Source organism: Acinetobacter sp. Brlt_5 (assembly GCF_051949055.1).
Classification (GTDB): domain Bacteria; phylum Pseudomonadota; class Gammaproteobacteria; order Pseudomonadales; family Moraxellaceae; genus Acinetobacter; species Acinetobacter indicus.
The window spans coordinates 1-24,714 of sequence record NZ_JAYJLP010000013.1; the positions used below are offsets into that span (position 1 = coordinate 1).

The 24,714-nt window shown below is 46.5% G+C and carries 23 protein-coding genes; 10 read left to right on the top strand and 13 right to left on the bottom strand.

Annotated elements, in window-relative coordinates:
- Positions 1-39 precede the first annotated feature (39 nt).
- Positions 40-1,011, top strand: coding sequence for an IS481 family transposase (locus VF685_RS09690; RefSeq protein ID WP_440203624.1), 972 nt, complete (start codon positions 40-42; stop codon positions 1,009-1,011).
- A 109-nt stretch (positions 1,012-1,120) separates the two neighbouring features.
- Here VF685_RS09690 and VF685_RS09695 read toward each other — a convergent pair whose 3' ends face one another.
- The gene (locus tag VF685_RS09695; protein ID WP_180087731.1) at positions 1,121-2,791 is read right to left on the bottom strand and encodes an FMN-binding glutamate synthase family protein; all 1,671 of its coding nucleotides are present in this window, start codon (positions 2,789-2,791) and stop codon (positions 1,121-1,123) included.
- Positions 2,792-3,053: 262 nt separating this feature from the next.
- Here VF685_RS09695 and VF685_RS09700 point away from each other — a divergent pair, with 262 nt between their 5' ends.
- Positions 3,054-3,740 (top strand): response regulator, encoded by a 687-nt coding sequence (locus VF685_RS09700; RefSeq protein WP_016659055.1) that lies wholly within the window; start codon positions 3,054-3,056, stop codon positions 3,738-3,740.
- Positions 3,737-5,626: a sensor histidine kinase gene (locus VF685_RS09705; protein WP_407061116.1), complete on the top strand. Its 1,890-nt coding sequence runs from the start codon at positions 3,737-3,739 to the stop codon at positions 5,624-5,626. The genes VF685_RS09700 and VF685_RS09705 overlap by 4 nt, the downstream gene beginning before the upstream one ends.
- A gap of 4 nt (positions 5,627-5,630) precedes the next feature.
- On the opposite strand, the gene VF685_RS09710 is transcribed toward VF685_RS09705, so the two are convergent.
- The 3 genes from VF685_RS09710 to VF685_RS09720 form a co-directional block, all read right to left on the bottom strand.
- A complete protein-coding gene (locus tag VF685_RS09710; RefSeq protein ID WP_127798858.1) occupies positions 5,631-6,812 on the bottom strand; it encodes a ribosomal protein uL16 3-hydroxylase in 1,182 nt (393 codons plus the stop codon).
- Positions 6,813-6,981: 169 nt separating this feature from the next.
- Entirely contained in the window at positions 6,982-7,572 is a 591-nt protein-coding gene (locus VF685_RS09715; RefSeq protein ID WP_005178582.1) for a Maf family protein, read from the bottom strand.
- Positions 7,572-7,955 (bottom strand): DUF2237 family protein, encoded by a 384-nt coding sequence (locus VF685_RS09720; RefSeq protein ID WP_034597805.1) that lies wholly within the window; start codon positions 7,953-7,955, stop codon positions 7,572-7,574. The genes VF685_RS09715 and VF685_RS09720 overlap by 1 nt, the downstream gene beginning before the upstream one ends.
- A gap of 143 nt (positions 7,956-8,098) precedes the next feature.
- Here VF685_RS09720 and VF685_RS09725 point away from each other — a divergent pair, with 143 nt between their 5' ends.
- The 4 genes from VF685_RS09725 to VF685_RS09740 all read left to right on the top strand — a co-directional run bounded on the left by VF685_RS09725 (position 8,099) and on the right by VF685_RS09740 (position 11,835).
- Positions 8,099-9,286, top strand: a complete 1,188-nt coding sequence (locus tag VF685_RS09725) for a phosphoglycerate kinase (protein ID WP_005178578.1) — start codon at positions 8,099-8,101, stop codon at positions 9,284-9,286.
- Between the two features lie 132 nt (positions 9,287-9,418).
- Positions 9,419-9,694, top strand: coding sequence for a hypothetical protein (locus VF685_RS09730; RefSeq protein WP_005178577.1), 276 nt, complete (start codon positions 9,419-9,421; stop codon positions 9,692-9,694).
- Positions 9,695-9,831: 137 nt separating this feature from the next.
- Entirely contained in the window at positions 9,832-10,869 is a 1,038-nt protein-coding gene (gene fba / locus VF685_RS09735; protein WP_005178575.1) for a class II fructose-bisphosphate aldolase, read from the top strand.
- Positions 10,870-10,980: 111 nt separating this feature from the next.
- The gene (locus VF685_RS09740; protein ID WP_104490401.1) at positions 10,981-11,835 is read left to right on the top strand and encodes a DMT family transporter; all 855 of its coding nucleotides are present in this window, start codon (positions 10,981-10,983) and stop codon (positions 11,833-11,835) included.
- On the opposite strand, the gene VF685_RS09745 is transcribed toward VF685_RS09740, so the two are convergent.
- Both VF685_RS09745 and nfsB read right to left on the bottom strand, forming a co-directional pair.
- Positions 11,798-12,031, bottom strand: coding sequence for a hypothetical protein (locus tag VF685_RS09745; protein WP_005178570.1), 234 nt, complete (start codon positions 12,029-12,031; stop codon positions 11,798-11,800). The genes VF685_RS09740 and VF685_RS09745 overlap by 38 nt on opposite strands.
- Before the next feature lie 97 nt (positions 12,032-12,128).
- On the bottom strand, positions 12,129-12,782 hold the full coding sequence (gene nfsB, locus VF685_RS09750) for an oxygen-insensitive NAD(P)H nitroreductase (protein WP_005178567.1): 654 nt from the start codon (positions 12,780-12,782) through the stop codon (positions 12,129-12,131).
- 248 nt (positions 12,783-13,030) lie between these two features.
- On the opposite strand from nfsB, the gene hpaI reads away from it, so the two are divergent.
- Positions 13,031-13,825, top strand: a complete 795-nt coding sequence (gene hpaI / locus VF685_RS09755; RefSeq protein ID WP_075166833.1) for a 4-hydroxy-2-oxoheptanedioate aldolase — start codon at positions 13,031-13,033, stop codon at positions 13,823-13,825.
- A gap of 63 nt (positions 13,826-13,888) precedes the next feature.
- On the opposite strand, the gene VF685_RS09760 is transcribed toward hpaI, so the two are convergent.
- Positions 13,889-14,608, bottom strand: a complete 720-nt coding sequence (locus VF685_RS09760; protein ID WP_286385060.1) for a UDP-2,3-diacylglucosamine diphosphatase — start codon at positions 14,606-14,608, stop codon at positions 13,889-13,891.
- A 57-nt stretch (positions 14,609-14,665) separates the two neighbouring features.
- Positions 14,666-15,175 carry a peptidylprolyl isomerase gene (locus VF685_RS09765; protein ID WP_005178561.1) on the bottom strand — a complete coding sequence of 170 codons (510 nt, stop codon included), beginning with the start codon at positions 15,173-15,175 and terminating at the stop codon, positions 14,666-14,668.
- Positions 15,176-15,341: 166 nt separating this feature from the next.
- Here VF685_RS09765 and VF685_RS09770 point away from each other — a divergent pair, with 166 nt between their 5' ends.
- Positions 15,342-17,066 carry a glutamine--tRNA ligase/YqeY domain fusion protein gene (locus VF685_RS09770; protein ID WP_163170192.1) on the top strand — a complete coding sequence of 575 codons (1,725 nt, stop codon included), beginning with the start codon at positions 15,342-15,344 and terminating at the stop codon, positions 17,064-17,066.
- Positions 17,067-17,207: 141 nt separating this feature from the next.
- Here VF685_RS09770 and VF685_RS09775 read toward each other — a convergent pair whose 3' ends face one another.
- Positions 17,208-17,738, bottom strand: coding sequence for a lecithin retinol acyltransferase family protein (locus VF685_RS09775; RefSeq protein WP_005178558.1), 531 nt, complete (start codon positions 17,736-17,738; stop codon positions 17,208-17,210).
- Between the two features lie 84 nt (positions 17,739-17,822).
- Between VF685_RS09775 and VF685_RS09780 the strand changes: the two genes are divergently transcribed.
- Positions 17,823-18,671 carry a phosphodiester glycosidase family protein gene (locus VF685_RS09780; RefSeq protein ID WP_440203625.1) on the top strand — a complete coding sequence of 283 codons (849 nt, stop codon included), beginning with the start codon at positions 17,823-17,825 and terminating at the stop codon, positions 18,669-18,671.
- On the opposite strand, the gene VF685_RS09785 is transcribed toward VF685_RS09780, so the two are convergent.
- From VF685_RS09785 to putA, 4 genes are all read right to left on the bottom strand, one after another.
- Entirely contained in the window at positions 18,658-18,912 is a 255-nt protein-coding gene (locus VF685_RS09785) for a hypothetical protein (protein ID WP_225876358.1), read from the bottom strand. The two genes, VF685_RS09780 and VF685_RS09785, sit on opposite strands and share 14 nt — an antisense overlap.
- Positions 18,913-19,078: 166 nt before the next feature.
- Entirely contained in the window at positions 19,079-19,303 is a 225-nt protein-coding gene (locus VF685_RS09790; RefSeq protein WP_005178553.1) for a hypothetical protein, read from the bottom strand.
- Between the two features lie 243 nt (positions 19,304-19,546).
- Positions 19,547-20,629, bottom strand: coding sequence for a tRNA (uridine(54)-C5)-methyltransferase TrmA (trmA, locus tag VF685_RS09795; RefSeq protein WP_087662276.1), 1,083 nt, complete (start codon positions 20,627-20,629; stop codon positions 19,547-19,549).
- Between the two features lie 252 nt (positions 20,630-20,881).
- Entirely contained in the window at positions 20,882-24,634 is a 3,753-nt protein-coding gene (gene putA, locus VF685_RS09800) for a trifunctional transcriptional regulator/proline dehydrogenase/L-glutamate gamma-semialdehyde dehydrogenase (protein ID WP_440203626.1), read from the bottom strand.
- Positions 24,635-24,714 lie beyond the last annotated feature (80 nt).

Sequence of the window (24,714 nt, forward strand, 5' to 3'; positions counted from 1 at the left end):
GTGTGATTCATAGACATCATTTCAATATAATTGGTGTCTATGAACAGAGAAATTCAACAAAGACTCGTATGGGTTAAATTATTTGAAGAGACCAATGATGCTGGCCTAGTCTGTCGGAGATGTGGCATTTCTAGACCAACATTACGCAAGTGGTGGAAACGATATTCTGATCAAGGTATTGATGGATTAAGTAGTCAGAGTAAACGCCCATTAAAATCTCCAAATACTAAAATCAATGCTGAGCTAGAGGCCTTAATATTGGAAATACGCTCGGCTAGAAATCTGGGTGCTCGACGTTTGCAAACAGAATTGATGAGGCTGCACGGAGTCTCGTTGTCCTTAGCGACTATCCATAAAGTACTATCCACCCATCAAGTCAAACCAATTAAAAAATTCCGTCGTAAAGCAGATTTCATTCGTTATGAACGCCCACTACCAGGCGATAGAATTCAAATGGATACCTGTAAACTGGGTCCTGGGCTATATCAGTACACATCTATCGATGACTGCACACGATATCGGGTTTTAAGGATATATAAACGCCGAACAGCGGCGAATACGCTCGACTTTTTAGACTGCGTAATTGAAGAAATGCCTTTTCCCATACAGCGAATACAGACCGATCGTGGGCGGGAATTTTTTGCTGAAAAAGTACAGAAAAAATTGATGCAGCATGGAATCAAATTTAGGCCAAATAAACCAGGTTCACCTCATTTGAATGGCAAGGTAGAGCGTTCTCAAAAGACTGATAAATCTGAGTTCTACGCTACTGTCGATATTAATTCTGAAGATATCCAAGACAAGCTAGCCGAATGGCAGCATTACTATAACTGGATGAGACCACATTCAGCTTTGAAAGGTAAAACACCGATGGAAAGGTACTTTGAATTATGTGAAGAAACCCCTTTCTCTGATGAGGTCCAGAAGCAATACAACCCATCCAATGAACGGATTCAACACGCCAATTACAAGATGGATTTAGAGATCGCTAAATTGAAACGATCTCTATGAATCACACACTTTATTTTCACCCGATAAAATACCCATAAAACAAGAGGAAGCTCAAATGAGCTTCCTCTTGTGAAAAATTGTGGGACAGCAATGGCCTGAGCCTCTTTTTTTAAAATTCTTCCGCTTTGGCCAAATTCCACATACGGAAATAAAAGTTTTCTTCATCTTTATTTTCACAGCTCAGTAATTCGCCTTCTTTCAACCAGAAATGCAGCTGGGCATAGTTTTTAATTTCCCGGTCGTTAATCCGCTGCGCCAGATGATGGGCACGAATGTCGGCCGGGTGTTTTAAACCGGCTGCCGCAATCATTTCCGACAGGGCATGCATGGTATTTTTATGGAAGTTATAGACCCGTTCTGCTTTGGAGGGTACATGTAGCGCTTTTTGACGGTCTTTATCTTGTGTGGCGACACCGACCGGACATTGGTTGGTATGACAGCTTTGCGCCTGAATACAGCCAACGGCAAACATAAAACCACGGGCTGAATTGACCCAGTCTGCGCCTAAGGCAAAGGTACTGGCAATATCAAAGGCACTGATAATTTTACCGCTGGCCCCGAGCTTGATTTTACTGCGCAGGCCGGCGCCAACCAAAGTGTTATGCACAAATAGTAAGCCTTCACGCAGCGGCGTACCAATATAGTCACTAAACTCAATCGGGGAGGCACCGGTACCGCCTTCCGAGCCATCCACCACAATAAAGTCAGGCACAATTTTGGTCACCAGCATGGCTTTGACGATACTCATAAATTGCCAGGGCTGACCAATACATAGTTTAAAGCCCACCGGTTTACCACCCGATAAATCGCGTAACTGCTGTAAAAACTGCAGCATTTCAATTGGGGTACTAAAGCTTGGATGGCGCGATGGCGATACACAATCGCGGTCACGTGGCACACCACGAATCTGCGAGATTTCTTCTGAGATTTTATGTTTCGGCAAAATACCGCCATGGCCCGGCTTGGCACCTTGAGAGAGTTTGAGTTCAATCATCTTGATATTCGGATTACCGGCCTGACGGGCAAATTTTTCCGGATCAAATAAACCTTCTGCGGTGCGGCAACCAAAGTAGCCACTGGCAATTTGCCAGACAATATCACCGCCATATTCCAGATGATACGGGCTAAGGCTGCCTTCACCAGTGTCATGATAAAAGCTACCGAGTTTGGCGCCTTTATTTAAGGCACGGATGGCATTGGCACTCAGGCTGCCAAAACTCATGGCAGAAATATTTAAAATCGACGCATTATAAGGCTGGCTGCATTGTTCATTGCCAATATGAATCCGAAAGGTTTTTGGATCAGCCGGTGGGCAGGGGCGCAAGGAATGCACAATAAAACGGTAATCGGCTTCGTACACATCCAAAATCGAGCCAAACGGTTTATCGGCATTTTCATTTTTGGCACGTTGATAGACCAGACTGCGCTGCATGCGGGAAAAAGGCTGGGCATCCTGATCGGCCTCAATAAAATACTGGCGAATTTCGGGGCGGAAATCTTCAAAAATAAACCGGAAATGACCCATAATCGGGTAGTTTTTCAGAATGGAATGCTTGGTCTGAATCACATCATACAGACCGACCAGACTCAGCAGCGTGGTGATTAGCCAGAGCGAGTTAATTACGCTATCGGACAGAAAATAATAAATATAATGTGGCTCATAAAATAGCCTAAGCCATGTAATCCCCAGCGCAATTAAAATACAGGCAAACCAGACCGAGTGACGGGAGAAGAACGTATTTAAAAGTTTATGGCGAATGGCTTGGGCTGGACTTGGCATTGTTATGATTTTTCCATTGTGAATTCAATCTAGTATTACTGTGCAGATTCTGAATAGGGCATACAAGTAATGATTTGTGAAATTTGGCAAGGGCTTTAGCACAGCTTAAAAATGAGCAATGAAATCTATAAAAATTAAAAAATAGCTGCTATGCTGAAATCATAAAAATAACAGTGCTAACACTCTGAAATTCCTTAATTCTAGGGATAGAGAACCGTTTAATAATATCGCTATATTGAAAGTTAAAAGATCGGGGAAGACAGTGGACATTACAGAATCAATATTACCGGCCCCTGTGCTGATTGTGGAAGATGAACCCATGATTCAGTCACGCCTCAGACATATCCTCCTTGAAATGGGCTACAGCAATGACATGCTGATTTTTGTTAGCCATTTAAAAGCAGCATTACAGAAAATTGAAGAACAGCCGGTGTCTTTGGCGCTGGTCGATTTGGGGTTGCCAGATGGCAATGGAATTGAACTGATTGAACAGCTTCGGGCCAAAGACAGCAGTGTACTAATTTTGGTGATTTCGGCCTGGAGTACGCAAAACAGCCTGTTTTCGGCCATTCAGGCGGGCGCTACCGGTTATGTGTTAAAAGAACGCGACGATACTGAAGTGATCATGGCCATCCGCAGTATTTTAAGAGGCGGCGCACCGATTGATCCCTTTATTGCCCGGGAAATACTGTCACAGATTTCAGTACAGAAGCCGCAGGAAATTGCCAAGCCGTTTAAACAGCCCGATGAAGATATTGAACAGCTGACCAACCGTGAACATGAAATTCTAAATCTGGTCGCGCAGGGCCTGAGTAATCGGGAAATTGCCGAGCAGCTGTTTGTGTCGCGGTATACCGTGGAAAGTCATATCAAGCATATTTATCGCAAGCTCTCGGTGAGTAAACGTACCAAGGCAGTCAGTACAGCGCGCTCATTAGGCATTTTATGATCTACAGATTGCTCCAGTTTTGGTGCGGCTGTTGTCTTTATCTTTGTCTATCGAGTGCGTATGCAGAGCAAAGCTATGCCATAGACCCGTATTGTCAGGTTAATATTCAGTCGGTCAGCACCGTACAGACACCGGATATTCATAGCCATCCACATACAGGATGGCAACCTGTGACGTTGCCTGATCGCTGGAGTGAACGCTGGCCGGATTATAACGGTGGGGTGTGGTACAAAATTGTCTGGAACTGGTCCTGTCAGGAACCGGCCGTGCTGGATCAGTCGATAGTATTTTCTATTAATTATTTAAACAGTGCGGGTGCGGTGTTTTTAAACCGCGATTTAATCTGGTCAAACCGGCATCTGGAAGAACCACTCTCCAAAAGCTGGAATATGCCACGCTACTGGATTTTACCGATTAGCGGCCTGCGTCCCGACCAGAATGAAATTTTAGTTTATGTGCGGGGCTATGCCTTTCAATCTGCCGGTCTTGGTGATGTTTCCTTCCATAATGTCTATAACAGTTATACGGAATATCAGCAACAGATCTGGGATCGTCGTACCTTATTTGTGATTAATGCAATTTTATCGGCGACCTTGGGTGTGTTGTGTCTGGTGATCTGGCTGTTTCGGCGTAAAGAAGTCAGTTATGGCTGGTTTGCCTTAAGCTGTTTGCTGTGGCTGTTATTTGTCTCCAATATTATTAGTACAGAAACCTATCCCTTCCCGAATACGCTGATAGCGGCACAGGCCAATATCGCCTTTTTTGTGCTGTATATTCTGTCGTTTATTGTCTATTTACTGCGTTTTGTTGATAAAAAATTTCCGATACTGGAAGAAACCGCCTTTATCTGTTCGGTGGCGGTGATTTTGGGGATTTTCGTGACGCCGCTCGATTATGCACAAACCGTTTTCGGGCTGGTATTTTTAGGCTATAGCCTGTTATTTTTCGGGGTTTTCCTGTACCTGCTGCGTTTAACCTTCCGCGTACCACGTGTAGAAAATATCCTGCTGGTGATCTGTTTAAGCCTGATTATTATTTTTGCCGCTTTAGATATTGCACTTTTGGCTGCACCGTTTGATACCGATTTACAGCCCTTATCGCCGTATACCTCACCGGTGGTGACGCTGTTTATTGCCTTAATTCTCGGGATTCGCACCACCAAAAGCATGCAGAAAATTGAGCAGTTTAACCAGCAACTTGAATATCGCGTGTTTGAGGTTCGTGAAGACTTAAAACAGAGCATGTCGGAAAAGCATTATCTGGAATTGGAAAATGTGCGTTTGCAGGAGCGGATTCATCTTTCGCATGATTTGCATGATGGCTTGGGTGCTTCGCTGGTACGCTCGATGATTATGGTCGACCAGAGCGAGCAGCCCATGAGTAACCGCCAGTTTCTGTCGATCTTGAAATTACTGCGTGATGATTTGCGGCAAATTATTGACAGTGGTTCCTCAATTGGTGCCAAAGTGCCGGAAACGCCGGTGTTGTGGATTGCGCCGGTGCGTCATCGGTTCAGCCAGCTCATGGATGAAGTTGAGATGCGGGCCACCTGGAATATTGCCAGTGAATGGGTGGTGCAACCGACACCGCTGCAATGTCTGAACCTGATGCGGGTGCTGGAAGAAAGTCTGACCAATGTGGTGAAGCACAGTCAGGCCAAGCATGTACAGGTGACGCTAGATTTTCCCGATGAACAGACTTTATGTTTAAGTATTCAGGATGATGGAATTGGTTTTGATACCCATGGGGTGCTCGATCATGGGATGAGTATTGGCGTACGCAGTATGAAGCTGCGTCTGGCGCGGATAGGTGCAGAGTTAAAGGTGAACTCTACACCCGGTTATACCTTAATCAAGGCGATTTTAGTGGTATCACCTCAGGATTAGGCCCTTATTCGGCCTCATCTTCTGCATCTTCGGCAGGCAGCAGCATCAGCACAGAATCATTGAGTAACTGGGCCACATCTTCCAGAATGTCTTCATGGTACAGGTCTTCATTCAGCTCGACGAGTTCACCATCAGCAATCTGCTTCAGTAGCGACGCAAACTCATCCGAAATATACAGACCTTCACCGTTGGCCCAGAACAGTAACTCGCCATCTTCTTCGGTATAGAGCAGGCGTGAAGCCGGTTCTAAAATCAGTTGATAGCCCTGATCTAGCGCATCTTCCAGATCGCCAGTACCAATTTCTTCTGCTTCTGGAATATTGTCTGGATATTTTGGCTCTGACATCAGGCTCATGATGGCATCTTCCAACACGGTCGAGTTGTGCAGTTGTGCCAGCAATTCGGCTTTTAAATATTCCAGTTCCGGCTGGGTAATTTGTCCAATCGGGCTGATCTGGTCGCGGATCAGATCTTGCAACGGATTTTTTAGCAACTGGTTGTCAGAAAACTTGTCACTGACGCGATCCATCATGTCGCTGATATTTGGCATACGGAAACCGAAAGAGAAGGTCAGGCAGTCATCTTCGGCCACGCCATAGTGCGATAAACCTGGTGGTACGTAAAGCAGGTCACCTGGTGCCAGCACTTCATCAAAATTGACGTCCATTTCTGGCAGTAATTTCAGCGGCTGGCCTGGAACAAATTCGGTTTCGGCATCACACATCTGGCCCAGTTGCCAGCGGCGATGACCATAGCCCTGCACCAGAAATACATCATAGAAGTCGAAGTGTTTGCCGACCGAACCGCCTTTTGGCGCATATGACACCATAATGTCATCACGGCGCCACTGCGGAATAAACGGGAATTTTTTCCACAGTTCCGCCAGATCAAAAGAGTAGTGATCTACCGCTTGGACCAGCAGCGTCCACAGCTTTGGCATTTTCTGGAAATCGGCTTTTAATAGCGGTGAAGATTTTACGGACCACTGGTTGGGATCACGATCTTTCTGTTTAATTAAGCGGGCGCTGATATTTTCGTCCAGTGCCAGCTCCATGACATCACTCGGCTCAAGAATATTGGCAATTTCAGGCAGAGCATTACGCACCAGCAGCGGTTTTTTTTGCCAATATTCGGCAAGGAATTGTTCAGCGGTGATTCCGCCTAAAACGTCTAAAGGTTGAGACATGTCAAATAACTACAACATAAATTTAGCTGTTATTGTCCCTTGAGTTGTGCGGTGGTGCAAGTGATGAACTTCATCTTAAGGAAATTTAGAAAAGTGGCAGAAGGGAAAAGGTGGCGCAAAAAATGATCAGGACAGGCGCCTGATCATTTTGGGTATTGCATTACCGTGTTTAGGGAATCTGCAGATTAAGCTGGCGGAGAATCTGGCACAGCTGAATCATCGGCATGCCCATCAAGGTGGTCTGGTCCTGGCCAATCATCTGTTCAAACAGGCTAATCCCCAGACTTTCGCATTTAAAACTGCCGGCACAATGCAGCGGCTGTTCCAGTGCCACATAGCGCTCGATTTCATCCAGACTCAGTTTACGGAATTTGACTTTGTAGTGTTCGACAAGGGTCTGTTCAAAACCGCTGGATTTTTGCTGTACGCTCAGCGCAGTACTAAAGTAGACAATTTTGTCCGAGTTGGCCTGCAGCTGGCGAATGGCTTTTTCCGAGCTTAACGGTTTACCAATAAAAATATCGGGCGCACCTTCACGCCACGCCACCTGATCGGAGCCAATCACAATGGCTTCAGGATATTGCTCGGCAATACTCTGGGCTTTTTCAAAAGCCAGCCGTTTGGCCAGATCATCGGCATGGTTTTCACCTTGCGGTGATTCATCAATGTCGGGTGTCATACACTGATAGTCGAGCTTTAAACGGTCCATCAGCTCTTTACGGGTCTGGCTGCTGGACGCCAGAATAATCGGACGCTTCATTAGACAGCATATTCCATCAAAATATCTAAGGGAACGTAAGACAGTACCGCCTGATGGCAGGCCTGAATTTTTACGGGTGGTGCTTTACCGGCCTGATAGGCTTCAACCCAGCGGGTCACACAAATACACCAGAAATCACCCGGTTTTAAGCCCGGAAATTCGACTTCAGGCAACGGTGTGATCAGGTCATTGCCAATTTTCTGGGAAAAGTTCAGAAATTCCGAGGTCATTTGTGCACAAACAGTGTGCTGGCCCAGATCCGTGGGCGCCGTATGGCAAAAGCCATTACGAAAATAGCCGGTAATCGGGTCAAAACAGCAGCTGGCCAAAGGCTCGCCTAAAACATTTAAACGGTTCAGGGTTGGATCTGGATGTATAGACATAGGCATAAAAATTATCAGGTCTGTTTTTTTTCTATCATAACAAAACTTTGGCAATCGTTAGCTTTTCTGCAAAAGAAGCTAACCTTTTTCTGCATAATCATTTAGAATCTTGGCGATTTTAATATCTAAAAAGTGAGCTATACATGAATTTTCAGCGTATGACTGACCTCGACCTGGCACAAAAGCGTGTTCTGATCCGCGAAGACTTAAACGTGCCGGTGAAAAATGGTGTGATTACCAGCGATGCGCGTTTACGTGCTGCCTTACCGACAATTAAAGCAGCTTTGGAAAAAGGCGCAGCCGTAATGGTGTATTCTCACCTGGGTCGTCCTGTTGAAGGTGAACCTAAAGCTGAACAATCACTTGCGCCTGTCGCAGCTTACCTGACCGAAGCATTAGGCCAGGAAGTCAAATTATTGACTGACTATCTGGATGGAGTAGAAGTAGAAGCAGGTCAAGTGGTGTTACTTGAAAACTGCCGCTTTAACGTGGGTGAAAAGAAAAACAATCCTGAGCTGGCAGCAAAATATGCAGCGCTGTGTGATGTATTCGTAATGGATGCATTTGGTACTGCGCACCGTGCAGAAGCGTCAACTGAAGGTGTTGCGCGTCTTGCTAAAGTTGCCGCAGCAGGTCCTTTACTGGCTGCTGAACTGGATGCCTTGGGCCGTGCACTGCAAACCCCAGAAAAACCAATGGTGGCGATTGTTGCCGGTTCTAAAGTATCCACCAAGCTGGATGTACTGACGTCACTGTCTGACATTTGCGACCAGTTGATCGTGGGTGGTGGTATTGCCAATACTTTCCTGGCCGCTGCGGGTTACAACGTGGGTAAATCACTGTGTGAAAATGATTTGATCGACACAGCCAAAGCCATTGCTGCCAAAGTATCTGTACCACTTCCAACGGATGTGGTAGTTGCAGATGCATCTGAAATCAACTTTGATGACTTCTTGGGTTCACTGGCGGCTGCCAAAGCAACCGTGAAAAAAGTAGAAGATGTGGCAGACAACGACATGATTCTGGATGTTGGTCCAGAAACGGCAAAAGCATTTGCTGAGATCTTGAAAACTTCTAAAACGATTCTCTGGAATGGCCCAGTTGGCGTATTCGAAGTGGATCAGTTCGGTGAAGGGACTAAAGCCCTGTCTTTAGCGATTGCTGAATCAGAAGGCTTCTCAATTGCAGGTGGTGGTGACACCTTGGCTGCCATCGACAAATATGAAGTTGCAGACAAAATTGGTTATATCTCTACAGGTGGCGGTGCTTTCCTTGAGTTTGTAGAAGGCAAGACCTTACCAGCAGTTGCCGTATTGCTAGAACGTGCTTAATTCGCTCACGCTTGCAAGATGACAAAAGGTTGACCTCGGTCAGCCTTTTTTATGCACTTCATTTTTTAGTCATAAAACTGTCATGTTTCTGAAATATTATGATCAAAAATCACCGGGTTGTAGGATATTCTGATGAACCAAAAATTAACTCTTGCCGCGTTACTTGCTGCATCTTTAGCTTTCACTGCATGTGCTAAAAAAGACGACAATGCAACAGCGACCACTGCAGATGCATCAGCAGCTGTAGCGTCAGAGCAAATTTCTGCAGAACAGCAAGCGGCGATTGATGCAATTGATCAGCCAGTACTTGATGAAAACAATACCGATGTGCCTGAAGAAGTGGCCAATGCACCAGCAGATGCTGCAACCCCAGACAGCGCAGCAGCGCCAGCATCTGAAGCGCAATAATCCTAAATGCTCCACAAATTGTAGTAATTTGTATAAAAGTCCCTGCATTGGCAGGGATTTTTTTTAAATACGACGTTTTGTTGCTGAATTGAAACAAATCCCCATGTAGAATATGCAGCATTACCTGGGAGGATATTATGGCTCTTATTTCAATGCGCCAGCTATTGGATCACGCCGGTGAACACGGATACGGCGTACCAGCGTTTAACGTAAACAACTTAGAACAAATGCGCGCAATCATGTTGGCCGCAGATGCGACGAATTCACCTGTAATCGTACAGGCATCTGCAGGTGCCCGTAAGTACGCAGGCGCACCATTCTTACGTCATCTTATTTTGGCTGCAATTGAAGAATGGCCACACATTCCGGTGGTGATGCACCAGGATCACGGTACCAGTCCTGACGTCTGTCAACGTTCTATCCAGCTGGGCTTCTCATCAGTCATGATGGATGGTTCACTGGGTGAAGATGGTAAAACCCCAACCTCATATGAATACAACGTAGATGTGACCCGTCGTGTGGTACAAATGGCGCACGCATGTGGCGTTTCTGTTGAAGGTGAAATCGGTTGTCTGGGCAGCCTTGAAACAGGTATGGCCGGCGAAGAAGATGGTGTCGGTGCAGAAGGTGTACTGGATCACTCTCAATTGCTGACTTCAGTTGAAGAAGCACGTTCTTTCGTAGCAGACACCAATGTAGACGCACTGGCAATTGCAGTGGGTACTTCACACGGTGCATACAAATTCACCCGTCCACCTACAGGCGATATTCTGGCGATTGACCGTATTAAAGAAATTCATGCGGCGCTGCCAAATACGCATCTGGTGATGCACGGTTCAAGTTCTGTGCCACAAGAATGGCTGGCAGTCATTAACCAGTATGGCGGTGACATCAAGGAAACTTATGGTGTACCTGTTGAGCAGCTGGTTGAAGCGATTAAGCACGGTGTACGTAAAATTAACATCGACACCGACTTGCGTCTGGCCTCTACTGGTGCAATGCGTCGCTTCATGGCTGAAAAACCAAGCGAGTTTGACCCACGTAAATTCTTCGCTAAAACTGTCGATGCAATGAAAGATATTTGTGTTGCACGTTATGAAGCGTTTGGTACTGCGGGCAATGCCGACAAGATCCGTCCAATTTCTTTAGAGAAAATGGTAGATCGTTATAAATAATTCCTAGTGAAGTATTTATAAAAAAAGCCCACATTGCGTGGGCTTTTCTGTATCTGAACCGCTATAGTGCAGCAGAGCAGATCAAATAATGCATACAGATAAGAGTGGATCATGGAACTGATTTTAGCAGCGGCCATTTGTAGTGTGGTGGTGTCGATTCTCTTGAAAGTCGCAAAGAACCGCGGCTATTCACCTTTGCAGATGATCAGCTGGAATTATGCCTCGGCCAGTGTGCTGTGTTTTTGGTGGTTTCAGCCTAATGTACAACAGCTGTCCCTCACCGACACGCCGTGGCTGCTGATTCTGGCTTTAGGGGTATTATTGCCAAGCGTATTCCTGTTTTTAGCCAAAGCATTACAAACTGCCGGAATTTTAAAAACCGAAATTGCCCAGCGGCTGTCGGTGGTGCTGTCTTTAACTGCGGCCTATTTTATTTTCCAGGAACAGTTTAATAGCCTGAAAATTGTCGGGATTGCGCTGGGGATTGCAGCGGTACTGTGTATTTTATATTCGCATCGTGGCGGTTCATCGTCCGCCCAGGCGGGTATGCTGTATCTGGCTTTGGTCTGGGTCGGTTATGCGCTGATTGATGTGTTGCTGAAATACACCACCGGTTTAGGCCTGCAGTTTGCGCTGGTATTGAACCTAATGTTCATCTGCGCTTTTATTTTATCGTTGGGGTATATTCTGATTCAGCATAAAAGCTGGGGCAGTGGCAAAAATATAGCGGCAGGCTTAATTTTGGGGATGCTGAATTTTGCCAATATCGCGTTTTATGTCAAGGCGCATATGGCTTTAAAAGATTCACCGGCGGTTGTATTTGCTGGCATGAATATTCTGGTGGTAATTTTAGGGGTAATCAGCGGTTTGCTGTTCTTTAAAGAAAAATTAAAACCCAGCACCGCCATCGGGCTGGGTCTGGGCATCATCAGTGTGATGTGTTTAGCTTATGCGATGACGGCTTGAATTTGATGAAGCTGGCAGCAAAAATCAGCGGATGTTTGATCAGGTCCTGAAGTTCGGCAATGCCCAGTAACAGACCGGCTTTCTGGCAGCTCGGACAATGAGGATAATGGCGTTTTTCCTGCTGATATTGATGTAAATACAGTTTATTGCATTGACGACATTCAAACTTCATTGGGAGCTGGGCAAGGATAGACATCTTTCTTCTCCGGTCTATTATTATTGTGTTGTGAAAGGGAAAGCAAAAATCAAGCCGAAATCAGGGACTTTCGTCCCTGTATTATGTAATGTAGTTCTTACAATTTGGTGAAAATTTCATCTTTATTCAGGCGTGACTTGGGAAGTTTAGCATTAAAGTCCTGCTCACTGCGATAGCCCAAGGTCAGCAGCACCGATGGAATTAAACCCTTGTCCTGTAATTCTAGTTCTTCTGTCAGAATCTGTTCATTAAAGCCGCCAATCGGGGTGGCATCTACACCTTCAATACCGGCAGCCAGTAACATCTGACCCAAGGCAATAAAGGTCTGGTTTTCGGCCCAGCGCTGAATATCACCTTTTTCATTGCGGTAATAATCCACATATCCGCTACGGCTGTCTTTCTGGCCCTGCTTGGCGCTGGCATCTTTAAAACGGCCGCTGACATCATCTTGCTGCAACAAATTGTCCAGATGTTCATCGCTAATATCGGCTTTGGTACAGAACAAAATGGTGTGAGAAGAATCTAAGACTTTAGGCGCATTGTAGGCATATTTCCCGACCAGGGCTTTGGCAATGCGCTGCTTGGCTGCATCATGCTCGGCAATAAAGAAATGCCAAGGCTGGATATTAATAGAAGAGGGGGTAAAACGGAGAATTTCGAGAAAGCGTTCAAACTGCTCTTGAGGAATTTTTTTTGCAGGATCATAGGCTTTGGTGGTATAGCGGCTGCGTACGACGTCGAGCAAATCCATAAAGATACTCCAGCAATAAGGATAAATTGAGAAAGGCTGAACCTTCAGCATCATACGCCATTTTGACGGCTTTGATGGCATATTCGCTGCAATTTTATTGTCAAAATTAACCTTAAAATGTGGTCATCGTATTTTCAGTTATTGCCCGATTAAGTGTTAAATCAAATCACAACAGCGGTTTTGAATATTGGCAATTTTTAAAAATCGGCATTTAATGGAGACAGGTGTGGACTATAGCGAGCCTGTCGATGGACTATCGTAATCACTTTAAACATAAATTAAAAACCCAGCAGCAGATTGGTTTATGGGTCGGTCTGGCCGATGCCTATGGCACTGAAATTGCGGCCAATGCCGGTTATGACTGGTTGCTGATTGATGGGGAACATGCGCCCAGTGATTTAAGAACCACACTGGCCCAGCTGCAAAGTATTGCGGCCTATCCGTCACAGGCGGTGGTCCGTCCGCCAATTGGCAGTGTGCAGCTTATTAAACAGTTGCTGGATATTGGCGCACAAACCTTATTGATTCCGATGGTGGAAACCGTGGAGCAGGCCGAACTGATGGTTAAAGCAGTGCGTTATCCACCGGAAGGGATTCGCGGTGTAGGTGCGGCTTTGGCACGTGCCACACGCTGGAACAGTATTCCGGATTATTATGCCACTGCACATGAAAATATCTGTTTGCTGATTCAGATTGAGTCAGTTACAGGGCTGGAAAATCTGGATAACATCTTAAAAGTCGAGGGCATTGATGGGGTATTTATTGGCGCAGTAGATTTATCTGCCACTATGGGTTATGAAGGCAATCCGAACCATCCTGACGTGCAAAACGCAGTGGTTGATGCAATTCAACGAATTCGCGCATCGGGTAAAGCGGCCGGGATTTTATCGACTCAACATGACGTGACGCAAAAATATATTGAACTGGGTACCGAATTTGTCGCTGTCGGTGTCGATACCAGCGTATTAATGAATTCCTTGCGTGAGCTGCTGGCCAAATATAAAACCGGAGCGAGCTGGGTAAAACCTGAAGGGGGGTATTAAGCGGTCATTATTAACCTGACAGATGATGCAGGAGGTGGGGATTTATAGTCATCCACCTGCTGCTTAATAGGTCCAGCGTTTCAGTTGCAGGTGAGTGGTAGGCTGTTCAGGATCAATTTCCAGAATCAGTGCCTCATGCGCACGCCAGTCCCCCAGTACAATCCGCTTTTTGCCATTCAGCTCATGGATGGCTGGTCGATGGGTATGACCATGAATCAGTACATCCACCTCGGCCAAAGCCTGCGTTACCGCAGCCGGACTCACATCCATCACTTCATACGATTTAACTTCTTTAGAAGCGCGGCTTTGTTTGCGAAAACCGTTGGCCAGTTTGCTGCGAAAGGACAGCGGAGTTTTTCTTAACATACGCAGCACGAGCGGATGACGGATAACTTTTTTAAAGCGCTGATAGGATACATCATCGGTGCACAAGGCATCGCCATGTTCCAGACGATAACGGGTCTGGCCAATAGTGAGGGTGTCAATTTCAGGTAATAATTGCCCGTTAAACTGCTGTAAAAAAACCTCATGCAGTGCGAAATCGCGGTTGCCGACCTGAAAATACAGCTGATTGCCTGCGGCATTAAACTGTTTTAAAGCGCTGACAATTTCATCCAGCCAAGGGGCGGTGTAGTCATCGCCAATCCAGGCATTGAACCAGTCGCCTAAAATATACAGCTGGGTGTTTTGATCCTGATAAGCACGTAATAAATCTAAAAACCCCCGAACGAGTCGAGGGTGATCAGGTGACAAATGTAAATCTGAAATAAACAGATAGGTCACAATCTTTTCCTTGGAATCTCCCAACGCTCTTAAATAAAGGGAGGTTGAGAGGGATTCTTATTCAGAAATGATCTTGGCAGATTCAATCACCACATTTTCTAGTGGAACATCAGCGTGGTAACCACGGTTGCCTGTACGTACGCCTTTGATTTCAGCAACTACGTCCATACCTTCAACCACTTTACCAAATACGGCATAACCCCAACCTTGTGCAGTTTTGCCCGTGTGGTTCAGGAAGGAGTTGTTTTTCACGTTAATGAAGAATTGAGCAGATGCAGAGTGCGGAGCCTGGGTACGCGCCATTGCAATGGTCCCTTCGTCATTGCTCAGACCGTTGTCTGCTTCGTTTTCGATTGAATCACGGGTTGCTTTCTCTTTGAAGTTTTCATCAAAGCCGCCGCCTTGAATCATGAAACCATCGATGACACGGTGGAAAATTACGCCATCATAGAAACCGTCACGAACGTATTGAAGGAAGTTCTCAGCAGTTTTAGGTGCTTTTTCAGTGTTAAGCTCAAGAACAATACGACCTTTGTTGGTGTTTAATTCGACTTGAGGAAAACTCATTGTGTTATCTCCTAATCATGGACAAAAAAGCCATGGGTTTTTTGGTTGAGAGAAGCATAAGCAAACTGTAAACTACAAGGCAAGTAAAAACGTTATTTTCTTTGTTAAAAAGTGGGAATAGCGTTTTAATTATCCTAAATTTTTATCTAGAAGTGATTTATTAACTATGAAGCCGAATGATGCTGTTTCATCTCTGCCTAACACCCCGACACCAAGTAACCATGCCTCTGTCGATGCTGCGCAGCAAGAACAACAGCCGGGCTTAGATTTTATACGTCAGGTCATTACCGATGATCTGGCCGCAGGCCGTACTGAAAAAGTGATCACACGTTTCCCACCAGAACCGAACGGTTACTTACATATTGGTCACGTGAAAGCAATTTGCCTGAATTTCGGGATTGCCGAAGAATTTAACGGTTTATGTAACTTACGTTTTGACGATACCAACCCGGATGCCGAAGAACAAGAATATGTAGATGGTATTGCCAACGACGTGAAATGGTTGGGCTTTAACTGGAATGGCGAGCCACGCTATGCGTCGAGCTATTTTGACCAGTTGTATAGCTGGGCGGTGCAGTTAATTGAACAGGGTGATGCCTATGTCGATTTGCAAACTCCTGAAGAAATCAAGCTGAATCGTGGTTCATTTGTCGAGCCGGGTAAAAACTCACCGTACCGTGATGCGTCTGTAGAAGACAACCTGGCGCGTTTTGAACAGATGCGTAATGGTGAGCTGGGCGAAGGCCAGGCGGTATTACGTGCCAAAATTGATATGGCATCGCCAAACGTACATATGCGTGACCCAATTTTGTATCGCGTGCTGCATTCCAAGCATCACCAGACTGGTGACAAATGGAAAATGTACCCAATGTACGACTATGCGCATCCATTATCCGATGCGATTGAAGGCATTACTCATTCACTGTGTACGCTTGAATTCCAGGATCACCGTCCGTTCTATGACTGGGTGGTGGAAAAGGTAAAATCAGCGGCGGTACCACGTCAGTATGAATCCAGCCGTTTAAACGTCGATTACACCATTACCTCAAAGCGTAAGCTGCGCCGTCTGGTGGAAGGTGGTTTTGTTAAGGGTTGGGACGACCCGCGTATGCCAACTGTAGTGGGTATGCGTCGTCGTGGCTTTACTCCGGAAGGCTTGCGTGATTTCTGTAAGCGCGTTGGTGTGTCGAAGTCTGACGGGATTGTCGATGTGGCAATGCTGGAATACTGCATCCGTCAGTCGCTAGAAAATACCGCAGCGCGTGGTATGGCCGTGCTGAATCCATTAAAAGTGACGTTAACCAATCTGCCAGCAGAAATGGATCTGACTCATTCGCGTCATCCAAACGTAGATATGGGCGAGCGTGTCATTCCGCTAACCTCTGAAATCTATATTGACCGTAAAGATTTCGAAGAAGAGCCACCGAAAGGCTTTAAACGTCTGATTCCGGGCGGTGAAGTGCGTTTACGTCATGCTTATGTGATCAAGTGCGACGAAATCATTAAAGATGACAAGGGTGAAATTATTGAGCTGAAATGTTCAATCGACCCTGAAACTTTAGGTAAGAATCCGGAAGGCCGTAAAGTAAAAGGCGTGATTCACTGGGTATCTGCCACTAAAGGCGTGAAAGCTGAAGTGCGTATTTACGACCGTCTGTTCACCGAATCTGACCCAGAAGTCGGCGATGACTTCCTGGCGAATCTGAATCCGGACTCATTGAAAGTGGTACAAGCGGTTATTGAGCCGGCTTTAGCGCAAGCGCAAGCAGAAGATCGTTTCCAGTTTGAACGTGAAGGTTATTTCGTGGCGGATCAGTATGATCATTCCAGCGAAACGCCAGTGTTTAACCGTATTCTGGACTTAAAAGACAGCTTCAAACCGGGCAAATAAAAGCGCATTTTGCTAGATGATTGAAAAAGCCTGCTGGACTCAGTGGGCTTTTTTATGCGGTGTTGAAAATGGAAAGTAAACGTTGAAAGGAAGTAGCACGTTAAATTAAAAAAAAATTTGATTTACAGATGATCCGGTGTGTTATTTCTTTTCATCGCGTTTATAAAACAGATGGGTCGGCATCTGCATTTTGGCTTTGTCGCGCAATTTCTTTTTAATATACAGCACCAGGGCAAAACAGGTGGTGGTCAGGGTCAGCATCATGCTGTTCATATAGCTCATTAAGGAGCTGACATAACCAATGGTGGTTAAGCGGTTCATCATCCGGAAGACTTGCGGACTGCTTTCCACGCCGGTAATGGCCCAGGTGCATAAATGTTCGCAGTTATTGATAATCAGGTGATAATTATTTTCATGCATCCGTGAACGCATCCGGCGCACCACTTTACGGCCTTTATATTTGGGTTGATCATAATGCTGCACATGCACCGGTTTTCCATGACTGAACTTGTCCAGGCTGGTGATTTCGATGGGATGTTTTTTAAATAAATGCGCAAAACCGGAATAATGAATAACACGACCACGTCCGGCATAAATCCCGTGGTGGGTGTAGCCGAAATGTTTGACAATCAGATGCGCCCCTAAAGGGAACCGTGTGTTCTGCTTGAGCATTGTGACATTAGTAAAGTGACAGGTGTATTTTAAAGCTCTAGTGTACTGCTTCTTGGCACAAGAATCGACAGGGTGGCGACAAGAATGGCTGAATTATACAACGATGAACAGGGAACAGATGCAATGAAAAAGTTAGGACAGTACTTTGCACGAGTTACTGCCAAACCGCTGTTAAAACTGCTGATTCTGCTGGGTGCTTGCAGTGCAAACTGGGCACAGGCACAGCCGCAAATCTACAGCTGGCAGCTGAAACATACGCTGGGTGATTTTGATGTCACGGAAATCCGATCAATGGCGCAGCTGAAGCTGGTATTAAAGAATACAGCACAGCAGCCCTATCGTTATTTCACTGCGCTCCAGGATGATCTGCAACCGTGCCAGCAGCTGGAATTTGCCATGAATGCCGGGATGTTCCATGCCGATTATGCACCCGTCGGGCTGTATATTGAAGAGGGCAAGAGGGTAAGCCAGTTAAATACCCAGACCCAAGGCTGGGGCAATTTTCTGATTCAGCCGAATGGGGTACTGGCCTGGGACAAGCATCCACTGTTGATGACCACCCAGCAGTATCAGCAGGCCAATGTGCAACCGAAATATGCCACCCAATCTGGCCCGATACTGGTGATTGACGGAAAAATTAACCCAAACTTTATTCCGGATTCCGATTCCAGAAAAATCCGCAATGGCGTTGGGCTGAAAGACGCCACCCTGTATTTTGTGATCAGCCAGCAGCCAATAAATTTTTATGACTTTGCCCGGCTGTTTCAGCAGCAGCTTAAGACACCGAATGCGCTGTACTTGGATGGTTCAGTATCTTCTGTGTATATTGCGGCCTTAAAACGCCATCGCCAGTACCGCGCAGTTGGCCCGATGCTGGCGTATATTGATGATTCAGCCTGCGCGACTGAGCCAGAAAAATCTACTGGCCAATAATGCCCAGGGTCTGGTTTTGCTGGCTGCAGAGGCGTTTGGCATCTTCAGTCGACATTTCTTTGATTCCGGCCTCAAACTGTTTTTTCTGGAATTGACGTTGTTCTTCCGAAAGCCCCATTTTTGTGCTCAAGCTGTCCATCTTGTCCCAGGCTTCTTCACATTCTGCCGGCATACGGTCGCAGCCTGTGAGGGCCAGGCAGAGCAGTGGAAGGGTAAGAGCGCCGATCATTTTGTTATTCATAGCGGTATCCTTATTGTTATGTATTGAATTAAAAATACGATCAAGACTGATCTAAGCCCTTGAGCATACATGAAAAAAATTTCAAAACTAAGAAATCTGATTAAAATGAGACCAATAAAAAAGGCACCTAGAAATTCTAAATGCCTTTTTCTGTGGTCAGACTCTGCTATTGCAGGGGTAAATGTTGAAGTTCATTCAACTCTTTACGGCTATAGCCGCGCGAAGCGAGAACCTTTTTAATACCGATAATCACATCTTCATCTGTCGCTTTTGCTAAAGCTTCAAGAAGCTGTTCATTTGTCTTACAAGAGCAATCATTTTCAACACAAGCAATCTGATTCTTATGCTCGTTTTGCTGTTCCTGAGCGAACAGCTTTTGCCAAAAACTCATAGAGCCTTCATTTGCAACCTAACATAGCTCGAAATATAGCCAATTTAAAAATTAATGCAAGTCGACTAAAGTGATAAAAGCAGCAAACAGACTCTAGAAATTTCGATAGCTTGTAACAGTTTAAACGTAATTATGATGGCTATAAGCCTTGATTATAACTAAGTTGCTTATTTTTATAAGAAAAAAGGAAGATTAAAAAATCTTCCTTTTCGGGCTGAATAATATAATTTGAAACAAATTGTTTTAGATCTTTTCCAGTAAGACACCAGATTCCACATGATGGGTATAAGGGAATTGGTCAAACAGGGCAAATTGGGTGATCTTGTGGGTGCTGGCCAAAGTCTGCAAATTGTCATGCAGCGTATCCGGATTACAGGAGATATAAATAATCCGCTCAAAACGCTGCAACAGTTTTAAGGTTTCGGCATCAATACCAGCACGTGGTGGATCCACAAACACGGTATCAAACTGATAGCTGGACATCTCAATGCCGGCTTCCTGCAAACGGCGGAATTCACGCTCGCCGTTGTAGGCCTGGGTAAATTCTTCGGCAGATAAACGCGCCACCTGAATATTGTCAATCTGGTTCTGCTCAATATTCCACTGCGCCGCATAGACTGAAGATTTGGCCAGTTCTGTGGCTAAGACGCGATTAAAACGGGTCGACAGCGGCAGGGTAAAGTTACCATTGCCACAGTACAGCTCTAACAGATCCTGATTGGCGTGTCCGGCAGCTGTACAGGCCCATTCCAGCATGTGCTGGCAAACACGTGCATTCGGCTGGGTAAAGCTGCTTTCAATCTGTTTGTATTGATATTGGCGCTCAAAGACTTGCAGTTCTTCCACCACAAACTCATCGCTCAGCACCAGTTTCTGGCCACGGCTCCGGCCAATAATCTTAATCTGCAGTTGCTCGGCCAGCTGTTTGGCCAGCGCTTCCCACTCTGCAGTTAATGGACAGCGATAAATCAGTGAAACCAGCATTTCACCTTTTAAGGTCGCCAGAAAATGCACTTCAAACAGGCGATTGGATAACAGCGGTTCTGCTTTTAAGGCATTCAGCAGTACCGGCATTAACTGGTTGATGCTGGCATCGGCAATTGGAAATTCATCAATTCGAATGACTTTTTTGTTCTGCTGCTCATCGCGTTCAAACATGGCATAAAACAGGTCATCTTCGGTATGCCAAATCCGGAATTCTGCACGCATACGGAAATGCTGTTCAGGCGAGGCAAACACCTCCAGTGCTGGAGGATTAAATTCGGCAAACTGTGCAGAAATACGTGCAACTTTGGCATCAAGTTGTTGCTGATAAGATGAAGTCATATGCAGTAAAAATCACAAACCCATTGAGACAGGGGATGGTAACAAAGTTTCAGGCAGATGCCTAAAGATATTCTGTGCAAACCTTAAATTGCGGTAGCGTGAGGGAAGAAATCGAGCTTCGGCTCAACGGATCGGCAGATTAAAGCCGGGAAATACATCACTTGCGAGAGCAAAGATAAAAAAAGCCAAACCAACAGAGACCAGGGAGAGTTGGTTTGGCAAAGAGGAATAACACCATGAAAAGGAGCGGCTTTAATCCAGCGTCATCAGGCTGGCGTTCCCTCCAGCTGCAGCAGTATTAATGCTGATGGCCCGTTCAATCACCAGACGTTCCAGCGGAATTTTCGGATCATTCGGTTTGAGATGGCTGATGCCGACAATCGCTCCGGCACGCTGCGCTACCGTTTGCTGTAACTCCAGCAATTGCGCCGAGCTGCCATGATGCAGCACTGCATCATAATCGCCATGCAGCAAGTCTGGGATCACGTGAATCCGCTGGGCAATCTCTGGCGGCATTTTCGGCAGATATTTCAGCATGAAGCGGTTTTCTGCCAGAACCACCGGCTGACTGCCGACTGCAAAAATCGCCAGTAACTGATGAATCTGATCCAGCTCCTGTTCGGCCAGGGATAGCACGGCATGGCGGGGCAAAATCGTATACTGGTTACTTTCACCGGTTGGGCCAGTCAGGTTAAAACTCTGACCCGTGGCAATTTTTTCCGGTAGTTGAATCAGCTGCTGCGGGAACTCGGCCTGTACCCAGTCCACCAATTGGTTATACAGGGCAGGCATTGCTGCTGGATGCTGAGCCTGCGCCGCAAATGGTTGAGCCAGCTTTTTCTGCGAGCAGTATTGCATTAAGCGGTAGAGATACAGTGGTCCACCGGCCTTAGGTCCAGTCCCGGACAGGCCTTCGCCGCCAAAAGGTTGCACCCCGACCACAGCACCGACAATATTACGGTTGATATACAGGTTGCCGACCTCGGCTTGGGCAATCACGCTATGAATGGTTTCATCAATACGGGTATGCAAGCCCATGGTCAGGCCATAACCTTTGGCATTGATTTGTGCCAGCAGTTGATCAAGCTGTCCATAACGGTAGCGAATCACATGCAGTACCGGGCCAAACACTTCGCGCTCCAGATCATCCAGATGCGGCAGTTCAATCAGCGTTGGTGGTACAAAAGTGCCGTGTTGCAAGCTTGCATCGCTTTGCTTATTCCACATCAACTGATGCACCGGATAGCCCTTAATGCGCATTTTTTCAATATGACGCTCAATATTGTTCTGCGCTTCCAGGTCAATCACCGGACCAATATCGGTTTTTAGCACATAAGGATTACCGACGCGCAACTGTTGCATGGCACCTTTGAGCATGGTCAGTACCGTGTCGGCATTATCTTCCTGCACACATAAAATTCGCAGGGCCGAGCAGCGCTGACCGGCACTGTCGTAAGCAGAGCTGACCGCATCCAGAATCACCTGTTCAGTCAGGGCTGAAGAATCAACAATCATGGCGTTTTGCCCGCCAGTTTCCGCAATGAGCGGAATGGCACCACCAGTCTGGCTTAAACGTTTGGCCACGGTCTGATTCAGGATTTTGGCGACTTCAGTCGAGCCGGTAAACATAATGCCCTGAATCCGTTCATCCTGACTCAGCTGCGCACCGACTGTTTCACCGCGTCCCGGCAGCAGTTGCAGTACATTTTGCGGAATGCCGGCATCCCATAAAATCTGCACCGCTTGCGCTGCAATCAGCGGGGTCTGCTCGGCCGGTTTGGCCAGAACGGTATTGCCAGCCACCAGTGCCGCGGCAATCTGGCCGCTAAAAATCGCCAGCGGGAAATTCCACGGGCTGATACACAGCACCGGCCCTAGCGGAATGATCTGGGTATTGATGTCCAGATCACGCATTTGCGCGGCATAGTAGCGCAGGAAATCAATTGCTTCACGCACTTCGGCAATGGCATTGCCATAGGTCTTGCCACTTTCGCGGCAGAGGAGCAGCATGAGCGGTTGCAGGCGTGCCTGCATTAAATCGGCAGCACGTTCCAGACATTGTGCGCGTTCATGTTTGGAAATATTGGCCCAGACGGCTTGTGCCTGTACCGCATTTTCCAGCGCCTGATTGACCTGTGCTGCAGTGGCTTCCTGCACATGACCAACAATATCCTGATGCTGCGCCGGGTTTAAAATTGCGTGTACATCGGCACTGTCTTCGGCGGTTAAGCCTTCACCCATCGGCTGGGCAGTCCATTGATGCTGATGCAAACTCTGCGCGGTTGCGTTTAAAGCCGCCAAATCCTGATCATTGGCTAAGTCCAGGCCGGCAGAGTTGTCGCGCTGCTCGCCATATAACTCATGCGGTAAGGGAATCGCCGGATGTTTCTGGCCGACTTTCTGTTCCTGTTGAGCTGTGGCTAAAATGGTCTGATGCGGATTTTCAATCAGATCTTCAATATTCAGGGTCTTATCGGCAATACGGTTGACGAAAGAGGTGTTGGCACCATTTTCCAGCAAACGACGTACCAGATAGGCCAGCAGGGTTTCATGGTTACCGACTGGTGCATAAATACGACACGGCACACCGAGTTTCTGCTGCTGTTTCGAGCCGACCACATTTTCATACAACGGCTCGCCCATACCATGCAGGCATTGGAACTCGTATTGGCCAGCATAATAGCGCGCTGGATCGGCCAGATGATAAATCGTGGCCAGCGTTTGAGCATTGTGAGTCGCAAACTGTGGATAAATCTGTTCCGGTGCCGCCAGTAATTTTTTCGCACAGGCAATATAGGACAGATCGGTATGCACTTTACGGGTAAAGACTGGATAATCTGACATGCCATCAATTTGCGCTTTCTTGATTTCGCTGTCCCAATAGGCGCCTTTCACCAAGCGAATCATCAGGCGTTTCTGGCTGCGTTTGGCCAGATCAACCACATAATCTACTACATAGAAGCAGCGTTTCTGGTAGGCCTGAATCACAAAGCCAATGCCTTTCCAGTTATCCAGTGCCGGTTCAAAACACAGACGTTCCAGCAGTTCTAAAGACATTTCCAGTCGTTCAGATTCTTCGGCATCAATATTCAGGCCAATATTGTAGTCCTTGGCCAGCACCGCCAGTTGCAGCACCTTGTCATACAGTTCGGTATGCACGCGGTCAATTTGAGCACGCTGATAACGTGGATGCAGGGCAGAGAGCTTGATCGAAATCCCCGGACCGGTATAAACATCTTTATCTTTAGAGGCCTGGCCAATGGCATGGATGGCATTTTGATAGTCATCAAAATAACGCTCTGCATCGTGTTCGGTCAGGGCCGCTTCACCGAGCATGTCATAAGAATAACGGAAACCTTTTTCTTCTAACGGTTCGGCATGTTGCAGGGCTTCGCTAATGGTTTCACCAGTCACGAACTGCTCACCCATCATCCGCATCGCCACATCTACCGCTTTACGGATAATACCACGGCCACTGCGCGCCAGCAGGCCAGTCAGAATACCGCTTAAGCTGTTCTGTTTCGGGGTTTCCATCAGCTTGCCGGTCAGCATTAAGCCCCAGGCCGCTGCATTCACAAACATCAGGTTACTTTGACCTAAATGCTCTTTCCAGTTGCCCTGGTTGATCTTGTCGCGGATCAGCAGATCACGGGTTGCGGTATCAGGAATACGTAATAGCGCTTCGGCCAGACACATCAGGGCGATGCCTTCTTGTGAAGAGAGGGAGAACTCTTGCAACAGGCCTTGCACCAGACCGGCTTTACCGCTGGAATTTTTACGTTCACGCAGGGAGTGGGCCAGCTGAAAAGCCAGCTCATAAATTTGGCTGTTGAGTGCATCAGGAATTTCACTGTGCTCGAGTAAATGGCTGACACATTCACTTTCAGGGCGACGCCATGCGGTATTGATGGCAATTTCTGCCTCATTTTTTTCTTTGAATTCAGTGATGTAATCCAAATGCGGTTTTGCGTCGTCGAAATGGGTTTCGCTATCCATCATGTTCATGCCAACATCCTGTGACGATATATTTTAGTTGAACGGTGTACCTTATATAATTTATGATCACAGAAAATATGCCGAATAAC